The sequence below is a fragment of the Stenotrophomonas lacuserhaii genome (assembly GCF_014836545.1).
GTDB lineage: Bacteria > Pseudomonadota > Gammaproteobacteria > Xanthomonadales > Xanthomonadaceae > Stenotrophomonas > Stenotrophomonas lacuserhaii.
This window is the reverse complement of record NZ_JACSQS010000016.1, coordinates 82134-94910: the sequence shown is the minus strand read 5'-3', so window position 1 is coordinate 94910 and position 12777 is coordinate 82134. Positions and strand designations below refer to the sequence as shown.

The following is a 12777-nucleotide window of genomic DNA, read 5'->3' as shown; positions in this document are numbered from 1 at the left end:
TGGGGCTGGGCGGGGGCGTTGAGCGCCATGGATGGCGCGAAACGAGGCCCGCAGGAGCGGCTCTTGCCGTCCCCCGCACAGCCCCACCGCCCGGCCCAACCCAGCTGCGGCAACAAACAGCAGCCACCCGCGAGGGGGTCTGACCCGTTCGACCACTCAGTCCGGGATCGGCAGGCTCCAGGTCTCCTTGACCTCTTCCATCACGATGTAGCTCTTGGATTCGCGCACGTGCGGCAGGGTCAGCAGGGTGCTGCCCAGCAGCTTGCGGTACGAAGCCATCTCACTGATGCGCGCCTTCAACAGGTAGTCGAAATCGCCGGAGACCAGGTGGCATTCCAGCACGTTGGGCAGCTTCAGCGCGGCGCGTCGGAACTCTTCGAAGATGTCGCCGGATTTGTAGGCCAGGCTGATTTCAACGAACACCAGCAGGCTGGCTTTCAGTGCGCTCGGGTCCAGGTGGGCGTGGTAGCCGGTGACCACGCCCTCGCGTTCCAGGCGGCGTACGCGCTCGGTGCATGGCGTGGTGGACAGGCCGACGCGTTCGCCCAGCTCGGTGAAGGAGATCCGGCCTTCGGCCTGCAGGATCCTCAGGATTTTCCTGTCAATTTTGTCCAGTTCGCGGGTGCGGGTGGCCACGGTGTCGCCCTGTGTAGATGGTTTTCAGGGAAATATGCTGCCCCGCTTTCATAAAACGCGCAAATCCGCTGGATCAGGCTGACTATACTTCTCTGATTATGGTCCCGGCGTGCTCCTGCGCAGGGAATTGATCGGGTTGGAGAGGTCTCATGCGCGTTCTCATCCTCGGCAGCGGCGTCATCGGCACCACCAGTGCCTGGTACCTGCGCCAGGCCGGTTTTGAAGTCACCGTGCTCGACCGCCAGCCGGGACCGGCACTGGAGACCAGTTTCGCCAATGCCGGGCAGCTGTCGTTCGGCTACACCTCGCCGTGGGCGGCGCCGGGCGTGCCGAAGAAGGCGATCGGCTGGCTGTTCGAAAAGCACGCGCCGCTGGCGATCCGCCCGGGCATGGACCTGGCCCAGTACCGCTGGCTGTGGCAGATGCTGCGCAACTGCACGCAGGAACGCTATGCGATCAACAAGGCGCGCATGGTGCGCATGTCCGAGTACAGCCGCGACTGCCTGAACCAGCTGCGTGCCGAGACCGGCATCGACTATGAAGGGCGTGACCTGGGCACTACCCAGCTGTTCCGCACCCAGCAGCAGCTGGACGCTTCGGCGCAGGACATCGAGGTACTGGCGCAGTATGGCGTGCCGTACGAAGTGCTGGACCGTGCCGGCATCATCGCCGCCGAACCGGCGCTGGCCCACGTGGACGGGCTGGTCGGCGCGCTGCGCCTGCCGCGCGACCAGACCGGTGACTGCCAGTTGTTCACCCGCCGGCTGGCCGCGATGGCGGCCGAGGCCGGCGTGGAGTTCCGCTACGACGTGGATATCGCCGGGGTGGAGCACGAAGGCGACCGCATCACCGGCGTGCGCGTGGACGGCAAGCTGGAAACCGCGGATCACTACGTGGTGGCCCTCGGCAGCTATTCGCCGGCGCTGGTGGCTCCGCTGGGGCTGGACCTGCCGGTGTACCCGCTGAAGGGTTACTCACTGACCCTGCCGATCACCGACCCGGCGATGGCGCCCACCTCGACCATCCTGGACGAAAGCTACAAGGTGGCGGTCACCCGCTTCGACAACCGTATCCGGGTCGGTGGCATGGCCGAAGTGGCCGGTTTCGACCTGTCCCTGTCGCCGCGGCGCCGGCAGACGCTGGAGCTGGTGGTGCGTGACCTGTACCCGAAGGGTGGCGACCTGTCGCGCGCCGAGTTCTGGACCGGACTGCGCCCTGCAACGCCGGATGGCACGCCGGTGATCGGCGCCACGCCGTTGCGCAACCTGTTCCTCAACACCGGACACGGCACCCTGGGCTGGACCATGGCGTGCGGTTCTGGTCGCTATCTGGCCGACCTGATGAGCGCGCGCCAGCCGCAGATCAGCACCGAGGGCCTGGATATCTTCCGCTATGGCGGCAAGCGCGCTGCGGACGCGCACGCGGGGCGCCGCTGATGCGCCCTGCACGTGCGTTGATCGACCTGGATGCGCTGCGCAGCAACTATCGCCTCGCGCGCGCGCTGGGCGGTGGCAAGGCGTTGGCGGTGGTCAAGGCCGATGCCTACGGCCACGGTGCGGTGCGCTGCGCGCAGGCGCTGCAGAGCGAAGCCGATGGCTTCGCGGTGGCGACCATCGAAGAAGCGCTGGAACTGCGTGCGGCCGGTATTTCCGCCCCGATCCTGCTGTTGGAAGGCTTCTTTGAAGCCAGCGAACTGCCGTTGATCGCCGAACACCGGTTGTGGACCGCCGTGGGTTCGCCGTGGCAGGTCGAGGCGCTGGCCGCCTTCGATAGTCCGCTGGCCCTGACGGTCTGGCTGAAGCTGGACAGCGGGATGCATCGGCTCGGGCTGGACGTGGATGCCTTCCGCGCCGCACATGCACGCCTTTCCGCGCTGCCGCAGGTCGGTTGCATCGTCATGATGACCCACCTGGCGCGTGCCGATGAGCTGGACAGCGGACGCACCCACGAACAGGCGGCGGTGTTTGCTACGGCAACGGCCGGGCTGGCCGGCGAGACCAGCATCTGCAATTCGCCGGCGTTGCTGGGCTGGCCGGATGTGCGCAGCGATTGGGTGCGTCCGGGCCTGATGCTGTACGGCGCCAACCCGCTGGCGGTTGATTCCACGGTGACCGCGCGCCTGCGTCCGGTGATGAACATGCGTTCGAAGGTGATCGCCGAGCGCTGGATCGAAGCGGGCGAGCCGGTCGGCTACGGCGCACGCTTCGTGGCCAGCCAGCGAACCCGGGTGGGCGTGGTGGCGATGGGTTATGCCGACGGCTATCCGCAGTTCGCGCCGAACGGCACGCCGGTGGTGATCGACGACCAGCCGGGCGTGCTGATCGGCCGGGTATCGATGGACATGCTGACCGTGGATCTCACCGCACACCCGCAGGCGGGCGTGGGCAGCGAGGTCCAGCTGTGGGGCGGGCAGGCGCTGAGCCTGGCCGAGCTGGCGCCGCGTTGTGGGGTCAGCGCTTACCAGCTGCCGTGCGCGGTGAAGCGCGTGCGCCGGGAGTACGTGGAGGGGTGAGGGGAGAGCGTGACGACCAACGGTCGTCACCCACCCCACCCACCCGGCCTCGGTCGTCACCCACCCGCCTGGATCGTCATCCAGCCGCCTGGATCGTCACCCAGCCGACGGGTTGGCGGCGATCCGCTTGGCCAGGTCGCGGCGCACCCAGTCGTCGATCAGCTTCTTCTCGTAACGCAGTGGGTCACTGCTGCTCTGCATGCCGGTGCTGCCATGCAGGAAGCCGGAATCGCGCAGCGCGGCTTCGCCCTGGTCCAGCACCTGGCCGCCCGCGTCCTTCAGTGCGTACTGCAGGGTGATCCGCGGCGGGTAGATGTCGCGCATGATCCGGATATCGCTGGCACGCGGACCGTGCCACGGTTCGAAATCGCCTGCGCGCTTGATGTCGACGAAGGTGATGTCCAGCGTCTGGCCGGGCTGCAGGGTCTTCTCCGCGGTTTTGCGCGCGTACTCGGCCAATTGATGAACCCAGTTGCCGCGCTCGGCCTCGAAGCGGTTGGTGCTGTTGCGCAGCTCGGTGAAGGTCTTGGGGTCGTTCCATTGCACGCTGACCGGGCCGGACGCTTCAAGCGCGCGCGGCGCCTGCGGATCGGTCACGGTGCGCGGGGCGGCCAGTGCGGCACCGGCGGAGGTGGCGAGCAGGACTGCCAGCAGCAGGCTGCGTGGTGAAAGGCGGCTCATGGCAGGCTCCTGCGCCGTGTGGCAGCGCTGTAAGTGTGGCCACCAGTGTGGTCCTGCCTGGCGCGCCGGACAAGCGGCACTCCAGCACGCCCGGGCATGCGCTTACGGGAAGTTCATCACGCCGGGCATGACGCCCGGCGCTTGACGCTGCGAATACGCAGTCTGGACCATGCTGTATGTATTGCTACCCAGTGGCCCAAGCCCTTGTCCCCTGTGAATTCGACCCTGGAAGCCCTGCCCGCACACGCCGCCGCAGGTGGCGCAAGCCTGTACCAGCACGCGCTGGAGCGCATGCATGCGGGCTTCTGCGTGATCAAAGTCCTCTTCGACGAGCAGGACCACCCCGTTGACTATGTGTTCCTGGAAGTGAATCCAGCGTTCGAACGCCATACCGGGCTGGTGGATCCGATCGGGCGGCGGATGAGCGAGCTTGAACCCAACCACGAGAAGGACTGGTTCACCATCTACGGGCACGTAGCGCGTACCGGTGAGGCGACCCAGTTCGAACTGGAGGCCAAGGCGCTGGGCCGCGCCTATTCGGTGGATGCCGTGCGGGTGGGTGCCGAGGGCGATGACACGGTCGCGGTGCTGTTCTTCGATGTGAGCGCACGCAAACGGATGGAAGGCGAGCTGGGCGAAAGCGAGGCGCGCTTCAGTGCCCTGGCAGACGGCCTGCCGATGCCGGTCTGGGTGCTGGATGAGCAGGGTCACTCGCGCTTCGTCAACAGCGCCTTTACCGAGTTCTTCGGCGGTGATGAAAACCGGGTGCCGGAAGATGTCTGGCGCGGGCTGGTGCATCCCGATGATGCCTCGGTGTTCGAGCACGAACTGCGCGGCGCGTTGAGGGCGCAGCGCTCGATGAATGCCCTGGTGCGTGCCCGGCGCGCCGACGGCGAGTGGCGCTGGCTGGAAATGAACGCCCGGCCGCGTTTTTCGCGCAACGGGCACTTCGTCGGCCTGGCCGGCAGCAGCCCGGACGTGACCGAACGACGCGACATCGAACTGGCACGCGAAGAGCTGCTGCAGTCCGAGCGCACCGCGCGCGCCGCAGCGGAAAACACCGCGCGGCTGAAAGACGAATTCCTGGCCACCCTGTCCCACGAGCTGCGCACGCCGCTGACCACCATCCTGGGCTGGAGCGAGCTGCTGCTGCAGCGGGTGGAACCGGACAGTCCACTGCGCAAGGGCCTGGGCGTGATCGCCAGCAGCGCCAATGCGCAGAAGCGGCTGATATCGGACATGCTGGACCTGAGCAGCATGCTGCTGGGCAAGGTGCAGCTGGAAGTGGAAGTGCTGGACCTTGGCGAGCAGCTGCGCCAGGCAATGGGCGCGCAGGAGCTGGTCGCCGAGGGCAAGGCGCTGGACGTGACCGTGGACGTGCCGGACCGTCCGTGCCTGGTGCTGGGCGATGCCACCCGGATGCAGCAGGTGCTGTGGAACCTGCTGTCCAATGCGATCAAGTTCACCCCGGCCGAAGGCTCGATCATGCTACGGCTGGAGGACCTGCCGGAGGGCTGGCAGGTGACGGTGCAGGACAGTGGCGATGGCATCGCACCGGAGTTCCTCAATCACCTGTTCGGCCGCTTCCGCCAGGCCGATGGCACCACCACCCGCCGCCATGGCGGGCTGGGGCTGGGCCTGGCCATCGTGCAGCAGCTGGTTGAGCTGCACGGCGGCACCGTGGCGGCGGCCAGCGAAGGCCATGGCTGCGGCGCGACCTTCACCGTGCGCCTGCCGCGCTATTCGCCCGACCAGGGTTCGCGACCACTGCGTGAAGTGATCAGTGGCGGCCCGATCATCGAGCGCATCGTCGAACCGTATCCGCTGCGCGGCCTGCATCTGCTGGCGGTGGAGGACCAGGTGGAAGTCCTTGAGTACCTGCGTCGCATGCTGGAAGAGCAGGGTGCAGCGGTCACCTCGGCATCGTCTGCCGGCGAAGCGCTGGCGCTGCTGGACGAGAACCGGCATCAACGCTTCGACGTGCTGCTGACCGATATCGGCATGCCGGGAATGGACGGCTATGGACTCATCCGCACGCTGCGCGAGGACATGGGCGTGGACGCCGATGCACTGCCCGCGGTGGCGGTGACCGCGCTTGCCCGCGCTGATGACCGGCGTCGCGCACTGGCATCGGGTTTCCAGGAGCATGTGGCCAAGCCGTATTCGGTGGCCCAGCTGGTGGCGGCGGTACGTCACGTGCAGGCCAGCGGCGAACGCACTGCCCTGCATTGACCTGGCTGAAGCAGTGAGCCGGGGACCGCCCGGCCCACGCATGTATCAGTGTTCGAACAAGGAAGCCTCGGCCTCGAAACGGCGCTCGTAGGCACGTTCATCGGCGACCCGGCTGACTTCCTCGTCCGTGATGTCCGGAGCCCCGTAGACCGCATAGGCCACGGTCCCATCGCGGGTCTTGCCGACCTGGTGCAGCCGGTAGCGGGAGTGGCCGCCACCGGTATCCTCCGGGTAGTGCACCGGGGGCTGGCTGCCCTCCAGGTCCATTTCGCTGTTGTCGACCACGCCACCGACGAACAAGGCACGCATTCGATATCTCCAGAGCTGGGATGGGTCCTCTTACCCTGACCGCTGGGACGTTCGGGCGGCATCAAGGGGATGTTCGGTTTTCGCAAAGCGGTCCGGCACGGGGGCGGTGGCGCCGAGCCGGTACAATGGACGCCCCCTGAAGATTCCAAGGCTCACGTGCCCGATGGCCGCCCGCGACGACGCTCCCCTGCAGACCCTGTTCCTGCCGCTCTCCCAAGGCCTGCTGCGCTGGCCGGAAGGCCCGGTCGCCTTCCTGCGGGCGCGTGACGGATGGCCGCTGCGCGAGCAGGCGCAGGGCCGCGAAGTGGTCTGCGAGCAGAGCTTCGCCCCGTTCGCCAAGGCGCTGGAATCGGCCGGGCTGGAGGTGTCCGCCGAGCTGGGCGCTGACCAGGCGGGCCGTTTCGGGCTGGTGCTGGTGCTGCCGCCGCGCCAGCGCGACGAAGCCCGCGCGCTGTTCGCCCGCGCCCTGCAGCTGGTGGCGCCGGGTGGCACCATCGTCGCCTGCCAGCACAACGACGAGGGCGCGCGCTCCGGCGAGGGCGACTTCAAGCAGCTCACCGGCCTGGGCGGCAGCCTGACCAAGAACCACTGCCGGGTGTACTGGAGCGCGCCGGCGCAGGGCCAGCACGATGTCGATCTGGCCAGCCGCTGGGCGAGCCTGGATGCCCCGCGCAGGATCCTCGGCGGACGCTTCACCAGCCGTCCGGGCGTGTTCGCGTGGGACCGCACCGATCCGGCATCGGTGCTGCTGGCGGAAAACCTGCCGGCCGACCTGGCCGGGCGCGCCGCCGACCTCGGCGCCGGTTACGGCTACCTGTCGCGTGAGCTGCTGGAGCGCTGCCCGAAGATCACCGCACTGGATCTGTACGAGGCCGAAGGCCGCGCGCTGGACCTGGCACGGGTCAACCTGGCCGAGCCGCCGCGCGCGTTGCCGCTGCAGTTCCTGTGGCAGGACGTGACCGCCGGGATCGAGCCCGGCTACGACGTGATCATCAGCAATCCGCCGTTCCATACCCCTTCGCGCGAGAACCGCCCGGACATCGGCCAGCGCTTCATCGCGGTGGCAGCGCAGGCGCTCAAGCGCGGCGGGCGCCTGTTCGTGGTGGCCAACCGCCACCTGCCGTACGAGAACGTGCTCAATGACAGCTTCGGCACGGTGCGCGTGCTGGCCGAACGCGATGGCTTCAAGCTGATCGAGGCGGTGCGCGGAGGCAGCCGGTGAAGCTGGTCAAGCTGATCGCCAACCTGGGATATGGCAGCCGCAAGCAGGTGCAGTGGATGTTCCGCGAAGGACGCATCACCGATGCCGATGGCGAGGTGCTGTATGCCGACGACCAGGTGGCCCATGAAGCGATCCGCGTCGATGGCGAGCCGCTGGATCCGCCGGTCGGGCTGACCATTGCGCTGTACAAGCCGCGCGGGGTGACCTGTTCGATCAAGGACAAGGGGCGGCTGGTCTACGACCTGCTGCCCTCGCGTTTCCGCGACCGCGACCCGGTGCTGTCCACGGTGGGCCGTCTGGACCGCGATACCAGCGGGCTGCTGCTGATGACCGATGACGGTGGCCTGCTGCACCGGATCATCTCGCCTAAGTCCAAGCTGCCCAAGGTGTACGAGGTGGAGCTGGCCGAGGACCTGCGCGGTGACGAGGTGGCGCTGTTCGCCAGTGGCACGTTGATGCTGGAATCGGAGAAGACGCCGCTGATGCCGGCCGAGCTGGACGTGCAGGGGCCGCGCAACGCGCGCCTGGTGCTGCATGAAGGCCGCTACCACCAGGTGCGGCGCATGTTCGCCGCGACTGGCAACCACGTCCAGGCCCTGCATCGCAGCGGCGTGGGTGGGTTGGGCCTGGAAGGACTGGAAGAAGGCCAGTGGCGCCAGTTGGCGGCTGCCGACCTGGAGACCCTGTTCGCACCGTGAGCACGATCCCTGCCTTGCCGTTCCGCCCGGATGCGGTGATCTTCGACATGGACGGGCTGATGATCGACAGCGAACGGGTGTCGATCGCGTGCTGGAGTGAGGCGGCGCTGACGCTGGAGATCGCGTTGCCGGAAGGCTTCTTCCTGCACATGGTGGGGCTGGGCGAGCGGGATTGCCTGCAGCTGCTGCAGCGTCACATCGACGATGGCGCGCGCATCGATGCGCTGCTGGCGCACTGCCACGCGCTGTACGACGCGCGCACGCATGACGGCCTGCCACTGCGTCCGGGCATCCTGGAACTGCTGGAGCTGCTGAAGGAGCACGGTGTACCCCGCGCGGTGGCTACGTCGACGCGGCAGCCGCGCGCCAGCCGCAAGCTGGCGGCCAGCGGCCTGCTGGATTACTTCGATGCGGTGGTGACCAGCAGCGATGTGCAGCATCCCAAGCCGGCGCCGGACATCTACCTGCTGGCCGCACGGCGGCTGGGCAAGGAGCCCGCGCGCTGCCTGGCACTGGAGGATTCACCGACCGGCACGCGCGCAGCGCTGGCGGCAGGGATGACGGCTATCCAGGTGCCGGACCTGGCGCATCCGGATGCGGCGGTGCGCGCGCTGGGGCATCGCATCGTGGAGTCGCTGCATGATGTGCGCGCACTGCTGCTGCCGCTGTTGAGGTAGCGCCGAGCCATGCTCGGCGAGCGCAGCGGCGTGACGGCCAACGGTCGTCACCCACCAAGGCAAGGGCGACAGCGTGACGGCCAGCAGCCGTCACTACATCATCCGGCCGAACACCAGCGCGGCGTTGGTGCCGCCGAAACCGAAGCTGTTGGACATCACCGTGTCCAGCTTCTGCTCGCGGCTTTCGCGCACGATCGGGAAGCCTTCCACCTTCGGATCCAGTTCGGTGATGTTGGCCGAACCGGCGATGAAGCCATCGCGCATCATCAGCAGGCAGTAGATCGCCTCATGCACGCTGGCCGCGCCCAGCGAATGGCCCGACAGCGCCTTGGTCGAGGACAGCGGCGGGATCGATTCGCCGAACACTTCGCGGATCGCGCCCAGTTCGGTGACATCGCCCAGCGGCGTGGAGGTGCCATGAGTGTTGAGGTAGTCCAGCGGACGGTCGACCTTCTCCATCGCCATCTTCATGCAGCGCACCGCGCCCTCGCCGGACGGGGCGACCATGTCGGCACCGTCGGAAGTCACGCCGTAGCCGATCAGCTCGGCGTGGATGGTGGCACCGCGCGCGATGGCATGGTCGTAGTCTTCCAGCACCAGCATGCCGCCACCACCGGCGATGACGAATCCGTCGCGGTCCTTGTCGTACGGACGCGAGGCGGTGGCCGGAGTCTCGTTGAAACTGGTCGACAGCGCGCCCATCGCATCGAACATCACGCTCATCGACCAGTGCAGGTCTTCACCGCCGCCGGCCAGCATGATGTCCTGTGCGCCGTGGCGGATCAGGTCGGCCGCCGCACCGATGCAATGCGCCGAGGTGGCGCAGGCCGCGGACAGCGAATAGCTCAGGCCCTTGATCTGGTAAGCGGTGGCCAGGCAGGCCGAGACCGTGCTGCACATCGTGCGCGGCACCATGTACGGGCCGACCTTGCGCACGCCACGGCTGCGCAGGATGTCAGCCGCTTCCACCTGCCATTCGCTGGAGCCACCGCCGGAACCGGCGATCAGGCCGGTACGCGGGTTGCTCACCTGTTCCGGGGTCAGCCCGGCATCGGCGATGGCATCGCGTGCGGCGATGTAGGCGAAGGCCGAACCATCGCTCATGAAACGCTTCAGCTTGCGGTCGATCTGCGCATCCAGGTCCAGGTCGACGCGGCCGCCGACCTGGCTGCGCAGCCCGGCTTCGGCGTGGTCTGCCAGGTAGGTGATGCCGGCCTTGCCGGCGCGCAGGTTGGCCGACACCGTGTCCAGGTCGTTGCCCAGGCACGAGGTGATGCCCATTCCGGTAATGACGACGCGACGCATCAGAAGTTCTCGGTGGAGGTGAAAAGACCCACGCGCAGATCCTTGGCGACGTAGATTTCGCGGCCATCCACCAGCATGCGGGCGTCGGCCTGGGCCATCACCAGCTTGCGGTTGATGACGCGGGTGATGTCGATTTCATAGCTGACCAGCTTGGCGTCCGGCAACACCTGGCCGGTGAACTTCACATCGCCACAGCCCAACGCACGGCCGCGGCCGGGTGCGCCCAGCCAGGTCAGGAAGAAGCCGGTGAGCTGCCACATCGCATCCAGGCCCAGGCAACCGGGCATCACCGGATCACCGATGAAATGGCAGTTGAAGAACCACAGGTCCGGACGGATATCCAGTTCGGCGCGTACCATGCCCTTGCCATGCGGACCGGCGTCGTCGCGGATGTCGGTGATGCGGTCGAACATCAGCATCGGGTCGTTGGGCAGGCGCCCGGCGCTTGCGCCGAACAGTTCACCGCGGGCGCTGGCCAGCAGCTGGTCGCGGTCGAACGCGTGGAGACGAGTCATGGAAAGCACGATCCTGGAAGCGAAGAACGGAAGATCAAGCGCCCGAGGATGCATGACAGCACAGGTCTCGATCAAACTTTTCCACCGTACGCCCGCGTAGTGTCTGCCGCTGAAAACGCGCATCCTGTTGATGTGCAACGACCATACTTCGGCGTGTGGCCCACCCGGGTCGAATGCCTTCTGACCACCCATGATGAGGACTATGCGCAAGATCATCCACGTTGACATGGACGCCTTCTACGCGTCGGTGGAGCAACGCGACGATCCGTCCCTGCGCGGCCGGCCGGTGGTGGTGGCATGGCGTGGCGCGCGTTCGGTGGTGTGTGCGGCGTCCTACGAGGCGCGGGTGTTCGGCGTGCGTTCGGCGATGCCGGCGCTGCGTGCCGAGCGCCTGTGTCCGGATGCGGTGTTCGTGCCGCCGGACTTCGCACGCTACAAGGCCGTTTCCCGGCAGGTGCGCGAGATTTTCCTGCGCCATACCGACCTGGTGGAACCGTTGTCGCTGGACGAAGCATACCTGGATGTCACCGTGCCGAAATCCGGGATCGCGCTGGCGACCGACATCGCGCGCGAAATCCGCGCGCAGATCCGCGATGAAACCGCGCTGACCGCCTCGGCGGGCATCGCGCCGAACAAGTTCCTGGCCAAGATCGCGTCGGACTGGCGCAAGCCTGATGGCCAGTTCGTGGTCACCCCGCAGCGCGTGGACGCTTTCCTGCTGCCGCTGCCGGTGAAGAAGGTACCGGGCGTGGGCAAGGTGATGGAAGGCAAGTTGGCGGCGCGTGGCATCGTGACCTGTGGTGACCTGCGCAGCTGGTCGCTGGCTGCGCTGGAAGAGGCCTTCGGCAGCTTCGGTCGCAGTCTGTACAACCGTGCCCGTGGTATCGACGAACGGCCGGTGGAGCCGGACCAGCCGGTGCAGTCGATTTCCTCCGAAGACACGTTCGCCGAGGATGTTCCGCTGGACGCACTGGCGCCGGCGATCGCCCAGCTGGCGGAGAAAACCTGGAACGCCACGCGCAGGACCGACCGCACCGGGCACACGGTGGTGCTGAAACTGAAGACCTCGCAGTTCCGCATCCTCACCCGCAGCTACACGCCGGAACGCGCACCGGAATCGATGGAGGAACTGCGCGACATCGCCCTGGCGCTGCGCGAGCGCGTGGAGCTGCCGCCGGACACGCTGTACCGCTTGGTGGGCGTCGGGCTGGGCGGCTTCCGCGAGCGCGAACCCGTGCTCCAGGGTGACCTGTTCCAAAAAGGGGACGGAGGGAATTAAGCGAACTTAATTCCCTCCGTCCCCTTTTTTGGGTTTCAGTACGCGGCGGTGATGATCTGGCGCGGGTGAGCGTGGGTTTCCAGTTCTTCCACGAACGCGGCGGCGTAGTCGGCGTAGCTGATGCGGCTGTGGCCTTCGGCGTCGGCGAGGAAGGCACGGGCCTGCACGCGATACTGCCCGCGCTCTTCGCCCGGGCCGATTTCCGCGGCCGGCGAGAAGAACGTCCAGTCGATGTCCTGCACGGCCTGGAGCTGCTTCAGCGCCTCGCGTGCGGCCAGTGCAAACGGCTTGTAAGCGGCCGGGAAATCCGGGGTATCGACCAGCTGCACCCCCGGTGCGACTTCCAGGCTGCCTGCACCGCCCACCACCACCAGCCGCGGCACGCCGGCCTGGCGCGCGGCATCGAGCAGCTGCCCGGCGACCACCGCGATCTGGCCGATGTCATCGCCCGGACGCGGACCGTAGGCACTGGCCAGCACATCGTGGCCGGCAATCACGGCCGCCAGCGCGGCACTGTCATCCAGCGGGGCGATGGCCAGTGCGGCGCCGTCCAGTTCGGCGGGCAGCTGTTTCTCACTGCGTACGATCGCGGTGACCTGATGGCCGTTGGCCAGCGCATGGCGGGCGATCTGGCGGCCGATGTTGCCGGTGGCACCGACGAGGGCGACTTTCATGGGGGCGTTCCGTAGCGGGGTGAGCGGTCACTGTAGG

The 12777-nt window shown here is 67.4% G+C and carries 13 protein-coding genes; 7 read left to right on the top strand and 6 right to left on the bottom strand.

The window, feature by feature from the left end; genetic code table 11:
• Window positions 1-156 precede the first annotated feature (156 nt).
• Window positions 157-636, bottom strand: coding sequence for a winged helix-turn-helix transcriptional regulator (locus H9654_RS14195; RefSeq protein WP_042614952.1), 480 nt, complete (start codon window positions 634-636; stop codon window positions 157-159).
• Window positions 637-785: 149 nt separating this feature from the next.
• Between H9654_RS14195 and H9654_RS14190 the strand changes: the two genes are divergently transcribed.
• The gene (locus H9654_RS14190; protein WP_042614951.1) at window positions 786-2072 is read left to right on the top strand and encodes a D-amino acid dehydrogenase; all 1287 of its coding nucleotides are present in this window, start codon (window positions 786-788) and stop codon (window positions 2070-2072) included.
• Window positions 2072-3148, top strand: coding sequence for an alanine racemase (gene alr, locus H9654_RS14185; protein WP_191771402.1), 1077 nt, complete (start codon window positions 2072-2074; stop codon window positions 3146-3148). The genes H9654_RS14190 and alr overlap by 1 nt, the downstream gene beginning before the upstream one ends.
• Window positions 3149-3244: 96 nt before the next feature.
• Here alr and H9654_RS14180 read toward each other — a convergent pair whose 3' ends face one another.
• Entirely contained in the window at window positions 3245-3829 is a 585-nt protein-coding gene (locus H9654_RS14180; RefSeq protein ID WP_191771401.1) for a DUF3016 domain-containing protein, read from the bottom strand.
• Between the two features lie 291 nt (window positions 3830-4120).
• Here H9654_RS14180 and H9654_RS14175 point away from each other — a divergent pair, with 291 nt between their 5' ends.
• On the top strand, window positions 4121-6061 hold the full coding sequence (locus H9654_RS14175; protein WP_343237806.1) for a PAS domain-containing hybrid sensor histidine kinase/response regulator: 1941 nt from the start codon (window positions 4121-4123) through the stop codon (window positions 6059-6061).
• A 45-nt stretch (window positions 6062-6106) separates the two neighbouring features.
• Here H9654_RS14175 and H9654_RS14170 read toward each other — a convergent pair whose 3' ends face one another.
• Window positions 6107-6370 (bottom strand): hypothetical protein, encoded by a 264-nt coding sequence (locus tag H9654_RS14170; protein ID WP_042614947.1) that lies wholly within the window; start codon window positions 6368-6370, stop codon window positions 6107-6109.
• Between the two features lie 163 nt (window positions 6371-6533).
• Between H9654_RS14170 and H9654_RS14165 the strand changes: the two genes are divergently transcribed.
• Genes H9654_RS14165 through H9654_RS14155 form a run of 3 tightly spaced genes read left to right on the top strand, consistent with a single transcriptional unit; the run spans window position 6534 to window position 8967 of the window.
• Window positions 6534-7592 carry a class I SAM-dependent methyltransferase gene (locus H9654_RS14165; protein WP_191771397.1) on the top strand — a complete coding sequence of 353 codons (1059 nt, stop codon included), beginning with the start codon at window positions 6534-6536 and terminating at the stop codon, window positions 7590-7592.
• Window positions 7589-8290, top strand: coding sequence for a pseudouridine synthase (locus tag H9654_RS14160; RefSeq protein ID WP_042614945.1), 702 nt, complete (start codon window positions 7589-7591; stop codon window positions 8288-8290). Before H9654_RS14165 ends, H9654_RS14160 begins: the two co-directional genes overlap by 4 nt.
• On the top strand, window positions 8287-8967 hold the full coding sequence (locus tag H9654_RS14155; protein WP_191771395.1) for an HAD family hydrolase: 681 nt from the start codon (window positions 8287-8289) through the stop codon (window positions 8965-8967). Before H9654_RS14160 ends, H9654_RS14155 begins: the two co-directional genes overlap by 4 nt.
• A gap of 93 nt (window positions 8968-9060) precedes the next feature.
• On the opposite strand, the gene fabB is transcribed toward H9654_RS14155, so the two are convergent.
• Together fabB and fabA are read right to left on the bottom strand one after the other, a co-directional pair.
• A complete protein-coding gene (gene fabB / locus H9654_RS14150; RefSeq protein WP_191771393.1) occupies window positions 9061-10272 on the bottom strand; it encodes a beta-ketoacyl-ACP synthase I in 1212 nt (403 codons plus the stop codon).
• Window positions 10272-10787 carry a 3-hydroxyacyl-[acyl-carrier-protein] dehydratase FabA gene (gene fabA, locus H9654_RS14145; protein ID WP_042614942.1) on the bottom strand — a complete coding sequence of 172 codons (516 nt, stop codon included), beginning with the start codon at window positions 10785-10787 and terminating at the stop codon, window positions 10272-10274. Before fabA ends, fabB begins: the two co-directional genes overlap by 1 nt.
• Before the next feature lie 193 nt (window positions 10788-10980).
• On the opposite strand from fabA, the gene dinB reads away from it, so the two are divergent.
• Window positions 10981-12066, top strand: coding sequence for a DNA polymerase IV (gene dinB, locus H9654_RS14140; protein ID WP_191771415.1), 1086 nt, complete (start codon window positions 10981-10983; stop codon window positions 12064-12066).
• 35 nt (window positions 12067-12101) lie between these two features.
• Here dinB and H9654_RS14135 read toward each other — a convergent pair whose 3' ends face one another.
• The gene (locus H9654_RS14135) at window positions 12102-12740 is read right to left on the bottom strand and encodes an NAD(P)-dependent oxidoreductase (protein WP_191771390.1); all 639 of its coding nucleotides are present in this window, start codon (window positions 12738-12740) and stop codon (window positions 12102-12104) included.
• Window positions 12741-12777: the final 37 nt, after the last annotated feature.